This window comes from Pseudomonas sp. Mb7 (assembly GCF_054790525.1).
In genome coordinates this window covers 4,158,201-4,178,868 of the sequence record NZ_CP186501.1, presented here as the reverse complement: position 1 = coordinate 4,178,868, position 20,668 = coordinate 4,158,201, and the positions used below count along the sequence as shown (strand labels likewise).

Here is a 20,668-nt window from a genome sequence, read left to right as displayed (position 1 = left end):
ATTATCATGATGCGCAGCCACTATTGCGGCCAACTGAACGAAAGCCTGGAAGGCCAGGAAATTACCCTTTGCGGATGGGTTCACCGTCGCCGCGACCACGGCGGGGTGATTTTCCTCGATATCCGTGATCGTGACGGTCTGGCCCAGGTGGTATTCGATCCGGATCGCGCCGAGAGCTTCGCCGCTGCCGATCGCGTGCGCAGCGAGTACGTCGTGAAGATCACCGGCAAGGTGCGTCTGCGTCCGGCCGGTGCGACCAACGCCAACATGGCGTCGGGCATGATCGAAGTGCTGGGTTATGAACTGGAAGTGCTGAACGAGTCGGAAACTCCGCCGTTCCCGCTGAACGAGTTCTCCGACGTTGGTGAAGAAACCCGTCTGCGTTATCGCTTCCTCGACCTGCGTCGTCCGGAAATGGCCGAGAAGCTGCGTCTGCGCTCGCGCATGACCACCAGCATCCGTCGCTTCCTCGACGAGAACGGCTTCCTCGACGTTGAAACGCCGATCCTGACCCGTGCCACCCCTGAAGGTGCGCGTGACTATCTGGTGCCAAGCCGTACCCACGCCGGTTCGTTCTTCGCCCTGCCGCAATCGCCACAGCTGTTCAAGCAACTGCTGATGGTTGCCGGTTTCGACCGTTACTACCAGATCGCCAAGTGCTTCCGCGACGAAGACCTGCGTGCTGACCGTCAGCCTGAATTCACCCAGATCGACATCGAGACCAGCTTCCTCGATGAAAAAGAGATCATGGGCCTGACTGAAGAAATGATCCGCAACCTGTTCAAGGAAGTGCTGGGTCTGGAATTCGGCGATTTCCCGCACATGACTTTCGAAGAAGCCATGCGCCGCTACGGTTCCGACAAGCCAGACCTGCGTAACCCGCTGGAACTGGTCGACGTTGCCGATCAACTGAAAGAAGTTGAATTCAAGGTGTTCAGCGGCCCGGCTAACGATCCGAAATGCCGTATCGCCGCACTGCGCGTTCCAGGCGGGGCGAGCATGCCACGCAAGCAGATCGACGATTACACCAAGTTCGTCGGCATCTACGGTGCCAAGGGCCTGGCGTACATCAAGGTCAACGAGCGCGCTGCCGGTGTTGACGGTCTGCAATCGCCGATCGTGAAAAACATCCCTGAAGACAAGCTCAACGTGATCCTCGATCGCGTTGGCGCAGTCGATGGCGACATCGTGTTCTTCGGCGCCGACAAGGCCAAGATCGTCAGCGAAGCTCTGGGCGCACTGCGCATCAAGCTCGGTCACGACCTCAAGCTGCTGACCTGCGAGTGGGCGCCAATGTGGGTCGTCGACTTCCCGATGTTCGAAGAAAACGACGACGGCAGCTTCTCCGCGTTGCACCACCCGTTCACCGCGCCGAAATGCTCTCCTGAAGAGCTGGAAGCCAACCCGGCTGGCGCTCTGTCCCGCGCCTACGACATGGTATTGAACGGCACCGAGCTGGGTGGCGGTTCGATCCGTATCCACCGCAAGGAAATGCAGCAAGCGGTGTTCCGTCTGCTGGGTATCAATGAAGCAGAACAGGAAGAGAAATTCGGCTTCCTGCTCGACGCGCTGAAGTACGGTGCTCCGCCGCACGGTGGTCTGGCCTTCGGTCTGGACCGTCTGGTGATGCTGATGACCGGCGCCCAGTCGATCCGTGAAGTGATCGCCTTCCCGAAAACCCAGAGTGCTGCCGACGTCATGACGCAAGCGCCGGGTGTGGTGGATGCCAAGGCACTGCGCGAGCTGCACATTCGTTTGCGCGAAACGCCAAAGGCTGAGTAAGACGGGCCTGAAGGCGCATCTTCGGATGCGCCTTTTTTCTTTCTACAAAGAGCAGGTCGAGATTTTTTTGTTTGCTGGCCGCTGCATGAGCAGGGCGGGCAACGTTTCAAAGAGAATTCGGAGCGAGTTATGGCAGGTCATTCCAAGTGGGCGAACATCAAGCACCGCAAAGAACGTCAGGATGCCAAGAGAGGCAAGATCTTCACCAAGTGGATCCGCGAGCTGACCGTTGCAGCCCGTCAGGGCGGCGGTGATCCGGGTTCCAACCCGCGTCTGCGTCTGGCCTTGGACAAGGCGCTGAGCGCGAACATGAGCCGCGACATCATCGACCGTGCCGTGGCGCGCGGCGCTGGTGCCACCGAAGCGGATAACGTTGAAGAGCTGACCTATGAAGGTTACGGCCCGGGCGGCGTGGCGGTGATGGTCGAGTGCATGACCGACAACCGCAACCGTACTGCTGCTGCTGTGCGCCATGCGTTCAGCAAGTGCGGTGGTAACCTCGGCACCGACGGTTCGGTAGCTTACTTGTTCGAGCGCAAAGGCCAGATCAGCTTCGCGCCGGGCGTTGATGAGGACGCACTGACCGAAGCGGCGCTGGAAGCCGATGCCGATGACGTGGTCAGCCACGAAGACGGCTCGATCGATGTGTTCACCTCGTTCACCAGTTTCTATGCCGTGCGTAACGCGCTGGAAGCCGCTGGATTCAAGGGCGATGACGCGGAAATCGTCATGCAGCCGACCACTAGCGCCGAACTGGATCTGGAAGGCGCTGAAAAGGTGCTGAAGCTGATCGACATGCTTGAGGATCTGGATGACGTGCAGAACGTTTATTCCAACGCGGATATTCCGGAAGACGTGGCCGCTCAGCTCGGTTAAGAGCGGCTACGATTCAATGTGGGAGCGAGCCTGCTCGCGAAGGCGGATTTTCAGGCAGCATCGTTGCTGATGATGAAACCGCTTTCGCGAGCAGGCTCGCTCCCACATTTGTTATGGGTTGATTTGAAAATCGTGCTTTTACCGAATCTGCAGGCGTTATGACTTTAATTCTTGGTATCGACCCCGGTTCGCGCATCACCGGTTACGGGATTGTTCGCGATACCGGGCGTGGCGGCTGTATCTATGTGGCATCCGGCTGCATCCGCACTGGTGCGGGCGAGCTGCACGAACGCCTGCAAATCGTCTATCGCGGCGTGCGCGAGATCATCCAGACCTACGGACCGGTGACCATGGGCATCGAAAAGGTGTTTATGGCGAAAAACGCCGACTCGGCGCTGAAGCTGGGGCAGGCGCGCGGTGCAGCGATCGTCGCCGGTGCGGAAGAGTGCCTGGAGATCGCCGAATATACGGCCACGCAGGTCAAGCAAGCCGTTGTCGGCACCGGCGCCGCCAATAAAGAGCAGGTGCAGATGATGGTCATGCACATGCTCAAACTCACCAGCAAACCGCAAATCGATGCCTCTGACGCTCTGGCCATTGCCATTTGCCACGCGCACACACGTTCCAGTCTGCTGCCGCACGGCCTGGGAACGGCACGCAGTCGTGGCGGGCGCCTGCGTCTCTGATAGCATCAGCATCAATTTTCCTGAAAGCCGGTTTTTGCGCCTGGGTCGTCGGCCCGAAATCCGCCTTTCGACAGTCGCCAGCCCACGGCTGGCCAACGCTCAAGGATCTGAAACGTGATTGGACGCTTGCGCGGCACCCTGGCTGAAAAACAGCCGCCGCACCTGATTCTGGATGTAAACGGCCTCGGGTATGAGCTGGAAGTGCCCATGACCACGCTTTATCGCCTGCCGTCGGTCGGTGAACCGCTGACCTTGCACACGCATTTGGTCGTACGCGAAGACGCGCAATTACTCTATGGTTTTGCCGGCAAGCGTGAGCGAGACTTTTTTCGCGAGTTGATCCGTCTCAATGGTGTCGGGCCAAAATTGGCCCTGGCCTTGATGTCGAGTCTGGAAGTCGACGAGTTGATCCGCTGCGTGCAGTCTCAGGACACCTCGGCGTTGACCAAGGTGCCGGGTGTCGGCAAGAAAACCGCTGAGCGTCTGCTGGTCGAACTCAAGGATCGCTTCAAGGCCTGGGAAACTACGCCAGCCATGTTCGCGCTCGTGCCGAACCAGCCGGATGGCCCGGCGCCGGTCAACACCGCCGAGAACGATGCGGTCAGTGCGCTGATTTCCCTGGGCTACAAGCCGCAGGAAGCGAGCAAGGCGATTACCGCCATCAAGGACAAGAATTTGAGCAGTGAAGACCTGATCCGCCGCGCCCTGAAGGGAATGATTTAAGTGATTGAAGCTGATCGTCTGATCACCGCCGCGCACAGCCCGCGCGAGCGCGAAGAAGTCCAGGACCGGGCCATTCGCCCGGTCAGCCTGGCCGACTACATCGGCCAGCCGACCGTGCGCGAGCAGATGGAGCTGTTCATCCAGGCCGCCCGTGGCCGAAGCGAGTCCCTCGACCATACGCTGATCTTCGGCCCGCCGGGTCTGGGCAAAACCACGCTGGCCAACATCATCGCTCAGGAAATGGGCGTATCGATCAAGAGCACTTCCGGGCCGGTGCTTGAACGTCCGGGTGATCTGGCGGCGTTGCTGACCAATCTTGAGCCGCACGATGTGTTGTTCATCGACGAAATCCATCGCCTGTCGCCGATCGTTGAAGAAGTGCTGTATCCAGCGATGGAGGACTTTCAACTCGACATCATGATTGGCGAAGGGCCGGCAGCGCGTTCGATCAAGCTCGATCTGCCGCCATTCACGCTGGTCGGCGCGACGACTCGCGCCGGCATGCTGACTAACCCGTTGCGTGACCGCTTCGGTATCGTCCAGCGTCTGGAGTTCTACAGCACGGCTGATCTGGCGACGATTGTCAGCCGTTCCGCAGCCATCCTCGGTCTGCCGCTGGATCCGGAAGGCTCGTTCGAAATCGCGCGCCGCGCCCGGGGCACGCCGCGGATCGCCAACCGTCTACTGCGCCGTGTGCGCGACTTCGCCGAAGTGCGTGCAAAGGGCCATATCACCAAAGCGGTGGCAGACCTGGCGCTGAACCTGCTGGATGTCGACGAGCACGGTTTCGATCATCAGGATCGCCGCCTGCTATTGACCATGATCGAGAAGTTCGATGGCGGCCCCGTCGGTATCGACAGCCTCGCCGCTGCAATCAGCGAGGAACGCCACACGATTGAAGATGTGCTGGAGCCGTATCTGATCCAGCAGGGTTACATCATGCGCACTCCACGGGGCAGGGTGGTGACGCGCCATGCGTACCTGCACTTTGGTTTAAACATCCCGTCACGAATGGGTGAAATGCCCGTGGCAGACGAGTTTCTCGATGCCGTGGACGATTGATACACATTTTTTGTCGATTTATTCAGGGTTTGTACGGTCATAGGACGGTACTTTTGCGGTAAAGCCCTGAAACCATGAAAAACAGTTGCCTGGCCGGATTGGCAACCTGAGGAGTAAGCACTAGAGTATGCGCGCGCAAAACGGGCTTGAGTCGTTCGCACATCGTTGTCGCGTTTATTACGAGGACACCGATGCGGGCGGCATCGTGTATTACGTTAATTACCTCAAGTTTATGGAACGGGCTCGAACCGAGCGGCTTCGCGAGCTGGGCTTTGCCCAATCGCAGCTGGCAGGGGAGGACCTGTTGTTTGTCGTGCACTCCAGCGAAGCGCGCTATCACGCGCCGGCGCGACTGGACGACGAACTGCTGGTAAGCGCTGATGTAATCGAATTGAACCGGGTCAGCCTGCGCTTCAAACAGCAGGTCAGGCGGGCAACGGATAATGTGCTGCTCTGTGAGGGGCAGTTTTTGGTGGCCTGTGTGCGCACTAACAGTTTGAAACCCCGGGCCCTTCCCGAAGACTTGCGTGCGGCCTTTGCCGACGCGGTCGGCCCGGGTACACACTCAAAGCAGGAGATAAAGCGTGGAAGCTAACGTCGTCGACCATTCCTCCATGTGGAGCCTGGTCAGCAATGCCAGCATCGTGGTGCAGTTGGTAATGTTGACCCTGGTGGCCGCATCGGTGACCTCATGGATCATGATCTTTCAGCGCAGCAATCTGCTGCGCGCCGGTCGACGCGCCCTGGAGAGCTTCGAAGAGCGCTTCTGGTCGGGTATCGACCTGTCCAAGCTGTACCGTCAGGCGGGCAGCAACCCTGACCCTGATTCGGGTGTGGAGCAGATCTTCCGTGCCGGCTTCAAGGAGTTCTCCCGTCTGCGTCAGCAGCCAGGTGTCGATCCTGAAGCAGTGATGGAAGGCGTGGCCCGTGCCATGCGCGTCGCCATCTCCCGCGAAGAAGAGAAACTGGAGCAGAGCCTGCCGTTCCTCGCCACCGTCGGTTCGGTCAGCCCGTACATCGGTCTGTTCGGTACCGTGTGGGGCATCATGAACTCCTTCCGCGGTCTGGCCAGCGCCCAGCAAGCAACCCTGGCCACTGTGGCCCCGGGTATCGCCGAAGCCCTGATCGCCACCGCGATCGGTCTGTTTGCGGCGATCCCTGCGGTTATCGCTTACAACCGTTTCGCCGCTCGCAGCGAAACCTTGTTGGGCCGCTACTACACCTTCGCCGATGAATTCCAGGCGATCCTGCACCGCAAAGTGCACACCAGCGAAGAATAAGCAGGTAATTTCCAATGGCTTTAATCGCTCGAGCTCGCAAAAAGCGCAAGCCGGTTGCCGAGATGAACGTGGTGCCTTACATCGACGTGATGTTGGTACTGCTGGTCATCTTCATGGTGACCGCGCCGATGCTCAATCAGGGCGTGAAAGTTGATCTGCCCAAGGTTTCCAGCGAAGCCTTGCCGCAGGACAACAACACTCAGGTCCTGACCATTTCGATCAAGGCTGACAAGACCTACTACTGGAACCTTGGCAGCGAAGTCGATACCGAGAAGCAACAGGACAGGGCCATGACTCTGCCGCAAATGACCGACGCGGTGACCAAGATCATTCGTGCCGGCACTGAAGGCGGCAAGCGTACCCAGGTCTTCATCCGCGGTGACAAGACCGTCGACTATGGTTCCGTCATGGGCGCCATGGGCGGGCTGCAGAAAGCCGGGGTCGGTAATGTTGGTTTGATTACCGAGGCCCCCTGATGCAGCAACAGCGAGAGCCGTCCGCCTCGGAAAGCTACTTCTGGCCTAGCATTCTGGCAATTGTCCTGCACGTGCTGGTGTTCGGCATGCTGTTCGTCAGTTTTGCCTTTACACCAGAGCTGCCGCCGGCCAAGCCGATTGTCCAGGCGACCCTCTACCAACTGAAATCGAAAAGTCAGGCAACCACCCAGACCAATCAGAAGATTGCGGGTGAGGCGAAGAAATCCGCCGCGCGCCAGACCGAAGTCGAGCAGATGGAGCAGAAGAAGGTCGAGCAGGAAGAGATCAAGGCCGCTGCGGAACAAAAGAAAGAAGAAGCGGCTCAAAAAGCCGAGGAAGCCAAGAAGGCCGACGAGTCGAAGAAAGCAGACGAAGCGAAAAAGGCTGATGAAGCCAAGAAAGCCGACGAAGCCAAGAAGACCGCCGAAGCCAAAAAGGCTGAAGAGAAACAATTGGCTGATATAGCCAAGAAGAAATCTGAAGAAGAAGCGAAAAAGGCTGCTGAAGAAGAGGCCAAGAAAGCCGCTGCTGAAGAAGCCAAGAAGAAGATCGTCGAAGACGCGAAGAAGAAAGCCGCCGAAGACGCCAAGAAGAAAGCTGAAGCTGAAGAGGCGAAGAAGAAAATCGCCGACGAAGCGAAGAAGAAAGCTGCTGCCGATGCTGCGAAGAAGAAAGCGCAGGATGCGGCGCGTAAATCGACTGAAGACAAAAAGGCTCAGGCCTTGGCCGATTTGCTTTCCGATACGCCGCAGCGCCAGCAGGCCTTGGCCGATGAGCAGGGTGACGAAGTCGCGGGCAGTTTCGATGACCTGATTCGTGCGCGAGCTGCAGAGGGCTGGGCCCGTCCACCTTCGGCACGCAAAGGCATGACAGTTGTACTGCAGATCGGCATGTTGCCGGACGGTACGGTGACTTCGGTCAGCGTCGCCAAGTCCAGTGGCGATGGTCCGTTCGATGCGTCGGCAGTCGCGGCAGTGAAGAATATTGGACGTTTGACAGAAATGCAGGGAATGAAGCCGAGCGATTTCGCTCCGTATCGTTCATTCAAGATGACATTCACACCTGAGGATCTAGCCTTGTGAGAAACCTTCTTCGAGGAATGCTGGTCGTGATCTGCTGCATGGCAGGGATCGCGATGGCGGATGAAAAGAACATTCTGGTTACCAGCGGCAGCGATCGGGCTACTCCGATCGCAGTCGTACCGTTCGGCATGCAGGGCGGTGCCGTGCTGCCGGACGACATGGCAGAAATCATTGGTAACGATTTGCGTAACTCGGGCTACTACTCGCCGATTCCAAAGCAAAACATGATCAGCCAGCCAAGCCAGCCGAGCGAAATCATCTTCCGTGACTGGAAGGCGGTGGGTGCTCAATACATGATGGTCGGCAGCATTGCGCCAGCCGGCGGTCGCCTGCAGGTGCAGTGGGCACTGTTCAACGTGGCCACCGAACAGAAAGTGGCTGACGGCAGTGTTTCCGGCACCACCGAGCAACTGCGTGACATGGCGCACTTCATCTCCGACCAGTCGTTCCAGAAACTGACCGGTATTGAAGGTGCGTTCTCGACGCGTCTGCTGTACGTGACGGCTGAGCGCTTCTCCGAGAAGAACACCCGTTACACCCTGCAGCGTTCGGACTACGACGGTGCTCGCGCCGTGACCTTGCTGCAATCGCGTGAGCCAATCCTGTCGCCGCGTTTTGCACCGGATGGCAAGCGCATCGCCTATGTGTCGTTCGAGCAGAAGCGCCCACGCATCTTCATGCAGAACATCGACACCGGTCGCCGTGAGCAGATCACCAACTTCGAAGGTCTGAACGGCGCGCCAGCCTGGTCGCCGAACGGTGATCGCCTGGCGTTCGTGCTGTCGAAGGACGGTAACCCGGATATCTACGTGATGAATCTGGCTTCGCGTCAGATCACCCGTGTGACCGCAGGTCCTGGCATCAACACCGAACCGTACTGGGGCAAGGATGGTTCGACCATCTACTTCACCTCGGACCGCGGCGGCAAGCCTCAGATCTACAAAACCAGCGCCAGTGGCGGTGGTGCCGAGCGTGTGACGTTTGTAGGTAATTACAACGCCAACCCGAAACTTTCGGCGGATGAAAAGACTTTGGTGATGATCCATCGTCAGGATGGCTTCACCAATTTCAAGGTGGCAGCTCAGGATCTGCAGCGAGGGAGTGTAAAGATCCTCACTGATAGCACTCTGGACGAGTCACCTACTGTTGCGCCCAACGGCACCATGGTAATCTACGCCACCCGCCAACAGGGCCGGGGAGTCTTGATGCTCGTGTCCATTAATGGACGCGTTAGGCTCCCGCTTCCTACCGCTCAAGGCGAAGTCAGAGAACCGTCCTGGTCCCCTTACCTGAAGTGAGCGGGCGCTACACGTTTTACTTAACACACTGGGGTTCATTAGGAGTTTCACGATGGAAATGCTGAAGTTTGGTAAATTTGCTGCGCTGGCTCTGGCCATGGCTGTAGCTGTAGGTTGCTCGTCCAAAGGCGGCGACAACGCCGGTGAAGGCGCTGTTGATCCAAACGCTGGTTACGGCGCAAACACTGGTGCCGTTGACGGTTCCCTGAGCGAAGAAGCTGCTCTGCGCGCAATCACCACCTTCTACTTCGAATACGACAGCTCGGACCTGAAGCCAGAAGCCATGCGCGCTCTGGACGTTCACGCCAAAGACCTGAAAGCAAACGGCGCTCGCGTTGTTCTGGAAGGCAACACCGACGAACGTGGTACTCGTGAGTACAACATGGCACTGGGCGAGCGTCGTGCGAAAGCCGTTCAGCGCTACCTGGTACTGCAAGGTGTTTCCCCAGCTCAGCTGGAACTGGTTTCCTACGGCGAAGAGCGTCCAGTTGCTACCGGCAACGACGAGCAGTCCTGGGCTCAAAACCGTCGCGTCGAACTGCGTAAGTAATTCGATATGCGAACGTGCCGTCGTGCTGTAACTGTTCTGGCTCTCAGCCTTGCGCCGCTTGCGGCGTGGGCTGCGGTTCCTGTGGTCGATGACAACTCCGGTTATAACAATAGCGGGAGCAGTTATCCGCCTGCAGGTTACGGTACGAACGGCGCCTATGCCGGGGGAGCGGCTTCGGCCCCTGCCTCGGCACAAGGCATGCTGTTCAACCAATTGCAACAGATGCAGGATCAGATTTCTCGCCAGCAAGGCGTGATCGAAGAACTGCAGAATCAGGTTGCGCGCATGAAGCAGGAATCCCTGGAGCGATACCAGGATCTTGATCGGCGCATAGGATCCGGCGTTGCACCTGCCGCGACTCCTGAGAATTCTTCTGCCGGTGGCGATGCAAGTGCTGCTGCCGGTGCTGCCGCTGGCGCCGGGGCTGCTGCCCAGGCACCTGCTGCAAGCAGCGAACCGGGTGATCCGGCCAAGGAAAAGCTGTATTACGATGCCGCTTTCGACCTGATCAAAGCCAAGGATTTCGACAAGGCCAGCCAGGCTTTTGCCGCTTTCCTGCGCAAATACCCGAACAGCCAATACGCGGGCAACGCCCAGTACTGGTTGGGTGAAGTGAATCTGGCCAAAGGTGATCTGCAAGGCGCAGGTCAGGCTTTCGCCAAGGTTTCGCAGCTGTATCCAAAGCACGCCAAAGTGCCAGACTCGCTGTACAAGCTGGCTGACGTAGAGCGCCGCCTTGGTCATACCGACAAGGTCAAAGGCATTCTGCAGCAGGTGGTGGCCCAATATCCGGGTACCTCCGCCGCTCAGTTGGCTCAACGCGATCTGCAACGCATGTAAGGTCGTGTTACCCGTTTAGAAGAAACCCGCGCTTGTCGCGGGTTTTTTCGTTAGAATTCACGCCCTTTTTCTGAAACACGCTTCTTGCGGTCTACGCGTTGGCGGGATTGCCTGAAGTGCCTGACGGAGGCGGACAGCCTGTTTAGCTGTTACGCCCGTGGCGACTATGCAAGACACATTGAGAATCACCGAAGTTTTCTACTCGTTGCAGGGGGAAACGCGGACTGCCGGGCTGCCCACGGTTTTTGTGCGCCTGACCGGTTGCCCTCTGCGTTGCCAATACTGCGACAGCGCCTATGCGTTCAGTGGCGGCACCATCCGCACCCTCGACGACATCCTCGAGCAAGTGGCCGGATTTCGTCCGCGCTACGTCTGTGTCACCGGCGGTGAGCCGCTGGCGCAGCCGAACGCCATTCCTTTGCTCAAGCAGTTGTGTGACGCCGGTTACGAGGTTTCGCTGGAAACCAGTGGCGCACTCGACATTTCGGCCGTCGATCCGCGCGTCAGTCGGGTTGTCGATCTGAAAACGCCGGACTCGAAAGAAGCCCATCGCAACCGTTACGAGAACATCGAACTGCTGAGCCCCAACGATCAGGTGAAGTTTGTCATCTGCTCGCGCGACGACTATGACTGGGCCGTCTCCAAGCTGATTCAGTACGGTCTTGATCGGCGTGCCGGCGAAGTGCTGTTCTCCCCAAGTCACCATGACCTCAATGCTCGCGATCTGGCGGACTGGGTGGTGGCGGACAACCTGCCGGTACGCTTGCAATTGCAGTTGCATAAATATCTTTGGAACGACGAGCCGGGGCGCTGATATGACCGAACAACTGAACACTCTCGAAAAACGCGCGGTCATCCTGCTGTCCGGTGGCCTGGACTCGGCGACCGTCGTGGCCATGGCACGAGCCGAAGGCTACCGCTGCTACACCATGAGCTTCGACTACGGCCAGCGTTCGCACGCCGAACTGCACGCCGCTGCCCGCGTCGCCCGCGACTTGGGTGTGATCGAACACAAGGTGATTGGCCTCAACCTGAATGGTATGGGCGGCTCGGCACTGACCGACAGCAGCATCGATATTCCGGAGGAGCTGGGCGAAGGCATTCCGGTGACTTACGTGCCGGCGCGTAACACGGTGTTCCTTTCGCTGGCGTTGGGCTGGGCAGAAGTGCTGGGTGCGCGTGACATCTTTATTGGTGTCAACGCCGTGGACTATTCCGGTTACCCGGATTGCCGTCCCGAGTTTATCGAGTCGTTCGAGCGCATGGCCAACCTGGCGACCAAGGCCGGTGTGGAAGGCAACGGTTTCCGCATTCAGGCGCCCCTGCAGAACCTGAGCAAGGCGCAGATCGTCCAGGCGGGCGTGAAGCTCGGCGTTGATTATGGCCTCACCGTTTCCTGCTATCAGGCCGACGATGACGGCCGCGCGTGCGGTAAATGCGACAGCTGCCGCCTACGCGCAGAAGGCTTCGCGGCCGCTGGTGTGGACGATCCAACACCTTATTTTTGATTATTTTCAAAAAGGTGTTGAATAGTCCTTAAAAATCAGTATTATACGCGCCACCACACAGCGGGTCGTTAGCTCAGTTGGTAGAGCAGTTGGCTTTTAACCAATTGGTCGTAGGTTCGAATCCCACACGACCCACCATATTTGGCGGTTTAGAAAATCCGGAAGGCCCACGAAAGTGAGGATTTCCGGGTTTTTTTTTGCCTGTAATTTCGCTCCGCGTTATTTCAATACCCGCAGCGCTGACGTAGGTCAGAATCATCTTTTGTATCAACGGGATATTCTGTAGCCTTGCGCAGCTTCAATGCTGTCCGTGCCTGATAATACTCACTCTCCCGGCGGTACCCTCAAGCGGTCCGGAGCCGGGTGTATACTCGACTTTCGCGCGAACGCGCCTGCAGGTCTTGCGAACATGACGCAGATTTCCGAACGCCTTCTGGTTCAAGCCCACCTCGATGCCAAACAGCCCAAACCGCTGACGGCCGAGGAGGAGGCTTATTACCGTTCCGCCATTGCCGCCGAGCTCAAGGCTCAGGACGCGGTGCTGGTGGCCCACTTTTATTGCGATCCGGTGATTCAGGCTCTGGCCGAAGAAACCGGCGGTTGCGTCTCCGATTCCCTGGAAATGGCCCGCTTCGGCAATGCTCACCCGGCCAAAACCGTGGTGGTCGCCGGCGTGAAGTTCATGGGCGAGACCGCGAAGATTCTCAACCCGGAAAAACGCGTGCTGATGCCGACCCTGGAAGCGACGTGCTCGCTGGACCTGGGTTGCCCGGTCGACGAGTTCTCGGCGTTCTGCGATCAGCACCCGGAGCGCACGGTGGTGGTCTATGCCAACACCTCCGCAGCCGTTAAGGCTCGGGCTGATTGGGTGGTGACTTCGAGTTGCGCGCTGGAGATCGTCGAAAGCCTGATGGACAACGGCGAGACCATCATCTGGGGGCCGGACAAGCATCTGGGCACTTACATCCAGCGCAAGACCGGCGCGGACATGCTGCTGTGGGACGGTGCCTGCATCGTTCACGAAGAGTTCAAGTCCAAGCAGCTTGAAGACATGAAAGCGTTGTACCCGGACGCTGCGATTCTGGTGCACCCGGAGTCGCCAACGTCGGTGATCGAACTGGCGGACGCCGTGGGTTCCACCAGCCAGTTGATCGCTGCCGCGCAATCGCTGCCGAACAAGACCCTGATCGTTGCGACCGACCGTGGCATCTTCTACAAGATGCAGCAGCTGTGCCCGGACAAGGTCTTCATCGAGGCGCCAACCGCTGGTAACGGCGCGGCGTGCCGCAGTTGCGCACATTGCCCGTGGATGGCCATGAACACCCTTGAGCGCACGCTCAAGAGCTTGAAGGAAGGGACCAACGAGATCTTTGTTGATCCGGCGTTGATTCCGCAGGCGATCCGGCCATTGAAGCGCATGCTCGACTTTACTCAAGCGGCGCGGATGAAGCTGGCCGGTAACGCCTGAGGTCTTTCAGGCAATAAATAAACCTGTAGGAGTGAGCCTGCTCGCGATAGTGGTGTGTCAAACAACGAAAATGTTGACTGACACACCACTATCGCGAGCAGGCTCACTCCTACAGTGGTTTTCGGCGTCTGAAAATTATTTGGTCTTCTTCGGGATCCGGACGAGGCGGGTATCGGAATAGATGTCATGCCACGTGCGCTTCTGCTTGTCGTACAGCGACCAGAGGAATCCCAACCCCACGCACAGCCACGACGCAATCGACACCATAAACCGCAACAACGCCTGCCACAGGCTGATCGCCGTGCCATTGGCGTTCTGCACGCGAATGCCCCACACCTGCATGCCCAGCGTCTGACCGCCGTGGGTCCAGAACTTGGCAAAAAATGCGAACAGAACCAACACCAGCACGGTCGAGTAGAGCGGATCACCGTCGAGCTTGCCGGCATCGGTCATCACTCGCAGGCGCTCTTCACCAATTATCGCTGCCTGAATCATCTTGTAGATGCCACCCGTGACGATCAGCAGGGCGGTGCATAGCAGAAAGTCATAGAACATCGCCGCCAGACGCCGGCCTAGACCAACGGCGGGAAAATCGCCCTGTGGGGTGAGCAGGTTTTTCGACATGGCAGCCTCTGGACGCAAAATGAAGCGCCATTTTACGGATTCGCGCGCACAAAAAAGCCCCTGATATCAATATCAGGGGCTTTTTCGTAACAGAAATCAGGCTTCTGCTTGTACTTCGTCAGCCTGCATGCCTTTCTGGCCCTGCACAGCAACGAAGGTCACTTTCTGGCCTTCTTTCAGGCTCTTGAAACCGTTGCCCTGAATGGCGCGGAAATGTACGAACAGATCCGGACCGCTTTCTGGAGTGATAAAACCAAAACCTTTCTCGTCGTTAAACCACTTGACGGTACCGCTCTGACGTGTGGACATTTCTTATTTCCTTTGACGCAAAAATTAATGACAGTCTCTTTCTCATGAAAGAGTACTGGGGCTGGTTGCAGGAGAGTAAGAAGACGTCGAACGGGATGTAGCTAACTTGTAGGCTACTGCCCAGGTCACGATTCCAAGCTGACCCATGCAAACACAGTGGAGAAACTCTACGCCAACTACGGGAGAAAAAACAAGCCCTGCGAAGCCCCCGGTTTTACTGAGCTTGAGCAAGTTAATCCTCTCGCTAGTGCGGTCTTAGACGATTAGCCTGTTCAATTGTTTTCGATCGTTATAAGCAAAGTTCATATTCGAATCAGTTGATAGAAAATGCACTTTTTTGTGGCGATTGCGTTACACATTAGTGCACGCATAACGCAATCGCGTTACTTATAGAAACAGTCAATCAGCCGCGATAGTAGCGTTGTGGAACAAATGGCATTTTGCTTACAAGCATTTGCACCTTTTTCCCACGAACGATGGCCCAAACCGGTGTGTCGAGGGTGACATATGCGCTGTCGAGGTAACCCATCGCCAACGGCCCGCCCAAGGTCGGACCGAAACCACCGCTGCACACGCTGCCGATGATTTCGCCGGCTTCGTTGACGATTTCTGCGCCTTCACGCACGGGTGTGCGCTCCTGCGGCAGCAAGCCGACGCGTTTGCGTGCCACGCCATTCTGTTGCTGGGCGAAAATATTCTCCGCGCCCGGGAAACCGCCGGCCCGCGCGCCATCAGCGCGACGTGGCTTGGAGATCGCCCATAACAGGCTGGCTTCGATCGGCGTGGTCTCGGTGTTCATGTCGTGGCCGTAGAGGCACAGACCGGCTTCCAGACGCAGCGAGTCGCGAGCGCCGAGGCCAATGGCCTGGACTTCCGGTTCGGCGAGCAGGGCGCGGGCAAGTCTTTCGGCATCTGCAGCTGGTACGGAGATTTCGAAACCGTCTTCACCGGTGTAACCCGAACGGCTGACAAAGCAGTCGACGCCGAGCAGATTGACACGGGCGAACTGCATAAAAGTCATTTTTTCAACGGATGGTGCCAGCCGCGCCAGCACGGTGACCGCCGCCGGACCTTGCAATGCCAGCAGAGCGCGCTCTTCGAACAGCGCCGTAATGGTGCACTGATCGCCGATGTGTTTTTGCAGGTGGGCAAGGTCCTGATCCTTGCACGCGGCGTTGACCACCAGGAACAATTCGTCATTACCGAGGTTTGCCACCATCAGGTCGTCGAGAATGCCGCCGTTGTCGTTGGTGAACATCGCGTAACGCTGCATGCCCACCGGCAGGTCGATGATGTCTACCGGCACCAGGCTTTCCAGGGCTTTGGCGGCGTTGGCGCCGGTCAGGCGAATCTGGCCCATGTGCGAGACATCGAACAGCCCGGCCTGCTCACGGGTGTGCTGGTGTTCTTTCATCACGCCGAGTGGGTATTGCACCGGCATGTCGTAGCCGGCGAACGGCACCATGCGAGCGCCGAGTTCGATGTGCAGAGCGTGCAGCGGGGTTTTCGACAGTTGTTCGGTGGACATGCGTGGCTCCTTGAAAATTAGAGTTTGGGGGTAAGAGGCAAGATCAAGATCAAAAGCCCCTCACCCCAGCCCTCTCCCGAAGGGAGAGGGGGCTAATTACTTTTCTCTCCCAGAGGGAGAGGGCTGGGGTGAGGTCAGCATTCGATAATGTTGACCGCCAGACCGCCGCGGGCGGTCTCTTTGTATTTGCTTTTCATGTCGGCGCCGGTCTGGCGCATGGTGCGGATGACTTTGTCGAGGGAGACGAAATGCTGGCCGTCGCCACGCATGGCCATGCGCACCGCGTTGATGGCTTTTACCGAGCCCATGGCATTGCGCTCGATGCACGGCACTTGCACTAACCCGCCAATCGGGTCGCAGGTCAGGCCGAGGTTGTGCTCCATGCCGATTTCCGCAGCGTTCTCGACTTGCTGCACGCTGCCGCCAAGCACTTCGCACAACGCACCGGCCGCCATCGAACAGGCCACGCCGACTTCACCTTGGCAGCCGACTTCAGCGCCGGAGATCGATGCGTTCTCCTTGTAGAGAATGCCGATGGCCGCAGCGGTCAGCAGAAACCGTACGACGCCGTCGTCATTCGCGCCTGGGATAAAACGCATGTAGTAATGCAGCACCGCTGGAATGATCCCCGCCGCGCCGTTGGTGGGGGCAGTGACCACACGTCCGCCATTGGCGTTTTCTTCGTTGACCGCCAAAGCGTAGAGGTTGACCCAGTCGAGCACTGACAACGGATCGCGCAACGCCGATTCCGGGTTCTTGCACAGTTGCCGATGCAACGCTGCCGCACGGCGTTTGACCTTCAAGCCGCCGGGCAAAATACCTTCGTTACGGCAGCCCGCAGCGACGCAGTCCTGCATCACCTGCCAGATTTTCAACAGGCCGGCGCGGGTTTCCGCCTCCGGGCGCCAGGCGCTTTCGTTGGTCAGCATCACCTGACTGATCGACAGACCGTAGGTGGCGCAATGACCGAGCAAGTCCTTGGCGCTTTTGAACGGGAAGGTCAGCGGCGTGGCGTCTTCGACGATGCGGTCGGCACCGGCCGCGTCCTCGTCGACCACGAAACCACCGCCAACCGAGTAGTACTCGCGGCTGCGGATCTGAATCCCCGCCGCATCGAAGGCGCGGAAGATCATGCCGTTGGGGTGATAGGCCAGCGGCTTGCGGATCATTGCCAGGTGTTCTTTCTCGTTGAACGCAATGCTGTGTTCGCCGAGCAGGTTCAGTCGTCCGTTGCCGCGAATTTCTTGCAGGCGCGCGGCGACGGTTTCGGTATCAACCGTATCGGGATGTTCGCCTTCGAGGCCGAGCAGCACGGCTTTGTCGCTGCCGTGACCTTTACCGGTGGCGCCGAGTGAACCGTACAGCTCAACGCGAACGCTGGCGGTGGTGGTCAGCAGGTTTTCACGTTGCAGGCCTTCGGCGAAACGCGCAGCAGCACGCATCGGGCCGACGGTGTGGGAACTGGAGGGGCCGATGCCAATCTTGAACAGGTCGAACACGCTTAACGACATGAGTGGTTCTCCGGTTTCTTGTTATAGGAATTGGCGAAAGTATCAGGCTTGATGCGTTCCTTGTGGGAGCTGGCTTGCCAGCGATGGCGGTGGGTCAGGCAACAAAGATGTAGGCTGATCCACCCTCATCGCTGGCAAGCCAGCTCCCACAGGGATTTGTGGTGTTCTGGAGAAAGAGGCAGGTATTCCTGCCCCTCATTCCATTAAGCGTAGCTTTCGATCGACGGGCAGGCGCACACCAGGTTGCGATCGCCGAAGACGTTGTCGACACGACCGACCGGTGGCCAGTATTTGCCTTCGATCAGCGACGCGACCGGGTACACGGCTTGCTCGCGGCTGTACGGGTGGGTCCACTCGCCAACCAGTTCCGCAGCGGTGTGCGGAGCGTTTTTCAGTGGGTTGTCGTCCTTGTCCAGCGTGCCGTTTTCCACCGCGCGGATTTCTTCGCGGATGCGGATCATGGCGTCGCAGAAGCGGTCCAGCTCTTCCTTGGATTCGCTTTCGGTCGGCTCGATCATCAGCGTGCCCGCGACCGGGAACGACATGGTCGGTGCGTGGAAGCCGAAGTCGATCAGGCGCTTGGCGACGTCATCAACGCTGATGCCGCTGCTGTCTTTCAACGGACGCAGATCGAGGATGCATTCGTGTGCCACCAGACCGTTGCTGCCGGTGTACAGCACTGGGTAGTGCTCTTCGAGACGACGGGAAATGTAGTTGGCATTGAGGATCGCCAGCTGCGAAGCGCGTTTCAGGCCTGCGCCGCCCATCATGCGAATGTACATCCAGGTGATCGGCAAAATGCTCGCACTGCCGAACGGTGCTGCGCAGACCGCGCCCTCTTTGCGTTCCATCTGGCCGTGGCCCGGCAGGAACGGGGTCAGGTGCGATTTCACGCCAATCGGGCCGACACCCGGGCCGCCACCGCCGTGCGGGATGCAGAAGGTTTTGTGCAGGTTCAGGTGCGAGACGTCGCCGCCGAACTTGCCCGGTGCGCAGAGGCCAACCATTGCGTTCATGTTGGCGCCGTCGATGTACACCTGGCCGCCGTTGTCATGAATGATTCCGCAGATTTCGCGGATGCCTTCTTCGAACACGCCGTGGGTCGACGGGTAAGTGATCATCAGCGCGGCGAGGTGTTCGCGGTGCTCGATGGCTTTGGCGCGCAGGTCTTCGATGTCGACGTTGCCGCGCGCATCGCACGCGGTCACAACCACGCGCATGCCAGCCATGTTGGCGGTGGCCGGGTTGGTGCCGTGGGCGGACGACGGAATCAGGCAGATGTCGCGCCGCTCATCACCACGGCTCTGGTGATAGGCGCGGATCGCCAAGAGGCCTGCGTATTCACCTTGCGAACCGGCGTTCGGTTGCAGCGAGATCGCGTCGTAACCGGTGGCGGCGCAGAGCATCGCTTCCAGTTCATCGGTCAGTTGCTGGTAACCGGCGCTCTGTGCGGCTGGGGCGAACGGGTGCAGGGCGCCGAATTCAGCCCAGGTCACCGGGATCATTTCGCTGGCAGCGTTGAGTTTCATGGTGCACGAACCCAGCGGGATCATGGTGCGATCCAGGGCCAGATCCTTGTCTGCCAGTTTGCGCAGGTAGCGCATCAGCTCGGTTTCCGAGTGATAGCGGTTGAACACCGGGTGGCTGAGGATCGGCGACTGACGTACCAGCGAGGCTGGAATGGTGCTTTGTACGGAGGCGGCGAGAGCAGCGAAGTCCGGCAGGGTCTTGCCATCGGCGAACAGGCCCCAAAGGGTTTCGATGTCAGCCTGGGTGGTGGTTTCGTCGACCGACAGGCCCAGACGCTGAGCGTCGATCACGCGCAGGTTGATCTGCGCAGCGTGTGCCTTGTCGTGCAGCGCGGCGGTGTTTGCGCCGGTGGCGACGGTCAGGGTGTCGAAGAAACTGGCTTGTTCGACGTTAGCGCCCAGCGCGGTCAGACCCTTGGCCAGGATCGCGGTCAGGTGATGCACGCGGTTGGCAATCTGCGTCAGGCCTTTCGGGCCGTGGTAGACGGCGTACATGCTGGCGATGTTGGCCAGCAGCACTTGTGCGGTGCAGATGTTCGACGTGGCCTTCTCGCGGCGGATGTGTTGCTCGCGGGTCTGCATCGCCAGACGCAGCGCCGGCTTGCCGAAACGGTCAACCGAGACACCGACCAGACGGCCCGGCATATCACGCTTGAACGCATCTTTGGTGGAGAAGTAAGCGGCGTGCGGGCCACCAAAGCCCAGCGGCACGCCGAAGCGTTGTGCCGAACCGATGGCAACGTCAGCACCGAACTCGCCCGGGGCGGTCAGCAGGGTCAGGGCCAGCAGGTCGGCAGCCACGGCGACCAGAGCGTTGGCGGCGTGGAAGCGTTCGGTCAGTTCGCGATAGTCGAACACATCACCGTTGCTCGCCGGGTATTGCAGCAGCGCGCCGAAGAACGGCGTTACGTCAGTCAGTTCACGTTCGTCGCCGACCACAACTTCAATGCCCAACGGCTCGGCACGAGTGCGCAGCACGTCGAGGGTCTGCGGGTGGCTGTGGATCGAGGCGAAGAACTGGTGGCTGCCCTTGTTCTTGCTCAGGCGTTTGCAGAAGGTCATGGCTTCGGCAGCGGCGGTGGCTTCGTCGAGCAGCGAGGCGTTGGCGATCGGCAGGCCGGTGAGGTCGCTGATCATGGTCTGGAAGTTCAGCAGCGCTTCGAGACGACCTTGGGAAATTTCTGGCTGATACGGGGTGTACGCGGTGTACCAGGCCGGGTTTTCCAAGAGGTTGCGCAGGATCGGCGACGGCGTGTGGCAGTTGTAGTAGCCCTGGCCGATGTAGGTCTTGAACAACTGATTCTTGCCGGCGATCGATTTGATCATCGCCAGGGCATCGGCTTCACTGAGGCCGTCGTCCATGCCGAGCACGCTGGTGCCCTTGATGCTTTCCGGGATGACGCTGGCGCTCAGGGCTTCAAGCGAGTCGAAGCCGAGGCTGTTGAGCATGGCTTGCTCGTCACCGGCGCGCGGGCCGATGTGACGGGCGATGAATTCGTTGGCGGTGCCAAGGTTTACTTGAGTCATGTCGGTGTT

20 protein-coding genes and 1 tRNA gene are annotated in these 20,668 nt (G+C 58.9%); 16 read left to right on the top strand and 5 right to left on the bottom strand.

What is annotated here, in order from left to right; all coding sequences use genetic code 11:
* Positions 1–6: 6 nt before the first annotated feature.
* The 16 genes from aspS (at position 7) to nadA (ending at position 13,631) form a co-directional block, all read left to right on the top strand.
* Entirely contained in the window at positions 7–1,782 is a 1,776-nt protein-coding gene (gene aspS / locus ACOYXH_RS18860; RefSeq protein ID WP_093430490.1) for an aspartate--tRNA ligase, read from the top strand.
* 129 nt (positions 1,783–1,911) lie between these two features.
* The gene (locus ACOYXH_RS18855; protein WP_007912738.1) at positions 1,912–2,658 is read left to right on the top strand and encodes a YebC/PmpR family DNA-binding transcriptional regulator; all 747 of its coding nucleotides are present in this window, start codon (positions 1,912–1,914) and stop codon (positions 2,656–2,658) included.
* Between the two features lie 158 nt (positions 2,659–2,816).
* Positions 2,817–3,344, top strand: coding sequence for a crossover junction endodeoxyribonuclease RuvC (gene ruvC / locus ACOYXH_RS18850; RefSeq protein WP_007962095.1), 528 nt, complete (start codon positions 2,817–2,819; stop codon positions 3,342–3,344).
* Positions 3,345–3,458: 114 nt separating this feature from the next.
* Positions 3,459–4,067 carry a Holliday junction branch migration protein RuvA gene (ruvA, locus tag ACOYXH_RS18845; protein ID WP_034153418.1) on the top strand — a complete coding sequence of 203 codons (609 nt, stop codon included), beginning with the start codon at positions 3,459–3,461 and terminating at the stop codon, positions 4,065–4,067.
* Positions 4,068–5,129: a Holliday junction branch migration DNA helicase RuvB gene (gene ruvB, locus ACOYXH_RS18840; protein ID WP_007912736.1), complete on the top strand. Its 1,062-nt coding sequence runs from the start codon at positions 4,068–4,070 to the stop codon at positions 5,127–5,129.
* A 127-nt stretch (positions 5,130–5,256) separates the two neighbouring features.
* A complete protein-coding gene (ybgC, locus tag ACOYXH_RS18835; protein WP_095048214.1) occupies positions 5,257–5,724 on the top strand; it encodes a tol-pal system-associated acyl-CoA thioesterase in 468 nt (155 codons plus the stop codon).
* A complete protein-coding gene (tolQ, locus tag ACOYXH_RS18830) occupies positions 5,714–6,409 on the top strand; it encodes a protein TolQ (protein ID WP_008080223.1) in 696 nt (231 codons plus the stop codon). The genes ybgC and tolQ overlap by 11 nt, the downstream gene beginning before the upstream one ends.
* Before the next feature lie 23 nt (positions 6,410–6,432).
* Positions 6,433–6,885 carry a protein TolR gene (gene tolR, locus ACOYXH_RS18825; RefSeq protein WP_161806672.1) on the top strand — a complete coding sequence of 151 codons (453 nt, stop codon included), beginning with the start codon at positions 6,433–6,435 and terminating at the stop codon, positions 6,883–6,885.
* Entirely contained in the window at positions 6,885–7,967 is a 1,083-nt protein-coding gene (gene tolA / locus ACOYXH_RS18820) for a cell envelope integrity protein TolA (protein WP_320413389.1), read from the top strand. The genes tolR and tolA overlap by 1 nt, the downstream gene beginning before the upstream one ends.
* Positions 7,968–7,984: 17 nt before the next feature.
* The gene (gene tolB, locus ACOYXH_RS18815; protein ID WP_016983828.1) at positions 7,985–9,265 is read left to right on the top strand and encodes a Tol-Pal system beta propeller repeat protein TolB; all 1,281 of its coding nucleotides are present in this window, start codon (positions 7,985–7,987) and stop codon (positions 9,263–9,265) included.
* A 52-nt stretch (positions 9,266–9,317) separates the two neighbouring features.
* Complete coding sequence (gene pal, locus ACOYXH_RS18810) at positions 9,318–9,815, top strand: peptidoglycan-associated lipoprotein Pal (protein ID WP_003178634.1); 498 nt, start codon at positions 9,318–9,320, stop codon at positions 9,813–9,815.
* Between the two features lie 6 nt (positions 9,816–9,821).
* The gene (gene ybgF, locus ACOYXH_RS18805; RefSeq protein WP_007912724.1) at positions 9,822–10,655 is read left to right on the top strand and encodes a tol-pal system protein YbgF; all 834 of its coding nucleotides are present in this window, start codon (positions 9,822–9,824) and stop codon (positions 10,653–10,655) included.
* Positions 10,656–10,821: 166 nt separating this feature from the next.
* Positions 10,822–11,469 carry a 7-carboxy-7-deazaguanine synthase QueE gene (gene queE / locus ACOYXH_RS18800; protein WP_095048211.1) on the top strand — a complete coding sequence of 216 codons (648 nt, stop codon included), beginning with the start codon at positions 10,822–10,824 and terminating at the stop codon, positions 11,467–11,469.
* Between the two features lies 1 nt (position 11,470).
* The gene (gene queC, locus ACOYXH_RS18795; RefSeq protein WP_095048210.1) at positions 11,471–12,163 is read left to right on the top strand and encodes a 7-cyano-7-deazaguanine synthase QueC; all 693 of its coding nucleotides are present in this window, start codon (positions 11,471–11,473) and stop codon (positions 12,161–12,163) included.
* A 62-nt stretch (positions 12,164–12,225) separates the two neighbouring features.
* A tRNA-Lys gene (locus ACOYXH_RS18790) sits at positions 12,226–12,301 on the top strand.
* Between the two features lie 271 nt (positions 12,302–12,572).
* Positions 12,573–13,631: a quinolinate synthase NadA gene (nadA, locus tag ACOYXH_RS18785; protein ID WP_016773509.1), complete on the top strand. Its 1,059-nt coding sequence runs from the start codon at positions 12,573–12,575 to the stop codon at positions 13,629–13,631.
* Between the two features lie 135 nt (positions 13,632–13,766).
* Here the strand turns inward: nadA and ACOYXH_RS18780 are convergent, their stop codons facing one another.
* The 5 genes from ACOYXH_RS18780 to gcvP form a co-directional block, all read right to left on the bottom strand.
* Positions 13,767–14,255 (bottom strand): RDD family protein, encoded by a 489-nt coding sequence (locus ACOYXH_RS18780; protein WP_095048209.1) that lies wholly within the window; start codon positions 14,253–14,255, stop codon positions 13,767–13,769.
* A gap of 96 nt (positions 14,256–14,351) precedes the next feature.
* Positions 14,352–14,564 (bottom strand): cold-shock protein, encoded by a 213-nt coding sequence (locus ACOYXH_RS18775; RefSeq protein ID WP_003227496.1) that lies wholly within the window; start codon positions 14,562–14,564, stop codon positions 14,352–14,354.
* A gap of 403 nt (positions 14,565–14,967) precedes the next feature.
* Complete coding sequence (gene gcvT / locus ACOYXH_RS18770) at positions 14,968–16,092, bottom strand: glycine cleavage system aminomethyltransferase GcvT (RefSeq protein ID WP_258708715.1); 1,125 nt, start codon at positions 16,090–16,092, stop codon at positions 14,968–14,970.
* A 134-nt stretch (positions 16,093–16,226) separates the two neighbouring features.
* The gene (locus tag ACOYXH_RS18765) at positions 16,227–17,603 is read right to left on the bottom strand and encodes an L-serine ammonia-lyase (RefSeq protein ID WP_095048207.1); all 1,377 of its coding nucleotides are present in this window, start codon (positions 17,601–17,603) and stop codon (positions 16,227–16,229) included.
* A gap of 203 nt (positions 17,604–17,806) precedes the next feature.
* On the bottom strand, positions 17,807–20,659 hold the full coding sequence (gene gcvP, locus ACOYXH_RS18760; protein ID WP_258708714.1) for an aminomethyl-transferring glycine dehydrogenase: 2,853 nt from the start codon (positions 20,657–20,659) through the stop codon (positions 17,807–17,809).
* Between the last annotated feature and the right edge of the window lie 9 nt (positions 20,660–20,668).

Bases quoted from the DNA above. Each gene is read 5' to 3' on its own strand.
- nadA (WP_016773509.1), top strand. From the start codon at position 12,573: ATGACGCAGATTTCCGAACGCCTTCTGGTTCAAGCCCACCTCGATGCC.
- pal (WP_003178634.1), top strand. From the start codon at position 9,318: ATGGAAATGCTGAAGTTTGGTAAATTTGCTGCGCTGGCTCTGGCCATG.
- queC (WP_095048210.1), top strand. From the start codon at position 11,471: ATGACCGAACAACTGAACACTCTCGAAAAACGCGCGGTCATCCTGCTG.
- ybgC (WP_095048214.1), top strand. From the start codon at position 5,257: ATGCGCGCGCAAAACGGGCTTGAGTCGTTCGCACATCGTTGTCGCGTT.
- aspS (WP_093430490.1), top strand. From the start codon at position 7: ATGATGCGCAGCCACTATTGCGGCCAACTGAACGAAAGCCTGGAAGGC.
- queE (WP_095048211.1), top strand. From the start codon at position 10,822: ATGCAAGACACATTGAGAATCACCGAAGTTTTCTACTCGTTGCAGGGG.
- ACOYXH_RS18855 (WP_007912738.1), top strand. From the start codon at position 1,912: ATGGCAGGTCATTCCAAGTGGGCGAACATCAAGCACCGCAAAGAACGT.
- gcvP (WP_258708714.1), bottom strand. From the start codon at position 20,659: ATGACTCAAGTAAACCTTGGCACCGCCAACGAATTCATCGCCCGTCAC.
- tolA (WP_320413389.1), top strand. From the start codon at position 6,885: ATGCAGCAACAGCGAGAGCCGTCCGCCTCGGAAAGCTACTTCTGGCCT.
- ACOYXH_RS18765 (WP_095048207.1), bottom strand. From the start codon at position 17,603: ATGTCGTTAAGCGTGTTCGACCTGTTCAAGATTGGCATCGGCCCCTCC.
- tolB (WP_016983828.1), top strand. From the start codon at position 7,985: ATGCTGGTCGTGATCTGCTGCATGGCAGGGATCGCGATGGCGGATGAA.
- ACOYXH_RS18775 (WP_003227496.1), bottom strand. From the start codon at position 14,564: ATGTCCACACGTCAGAGCGGTACCGTCAAGTGGTTTAACGACGAGAAA.
- ruvC (WP_007962095.1), top strand. From the start codon at position 2,817: ATGACTTTAATTCTTGGTATCGACCCCGGTTCGCGCATCACCGGTTAC.
- ybgF (WP_007912724.1), top strand. From the start codon at position 9,822: ATGCGAACGTGCCGTCGTGCTGTAACTGTTCTGGCTCTCAGCCTTGCG.
- ACOYXH_RS18780 (WP_095048209.1), bottom strand. From the start codon at position 14,255: ATGTCGAAAAACCTGCTCACCCCACAGGGCGATTTTCCCGCCGTTGGT.
- gcvT (WP_258708715.1), bottom strand. From the start codon at position 16,092: ATGTCCACCGAACAACTGTCGAAAACCCCGCTGCACGCTCTGCACATC.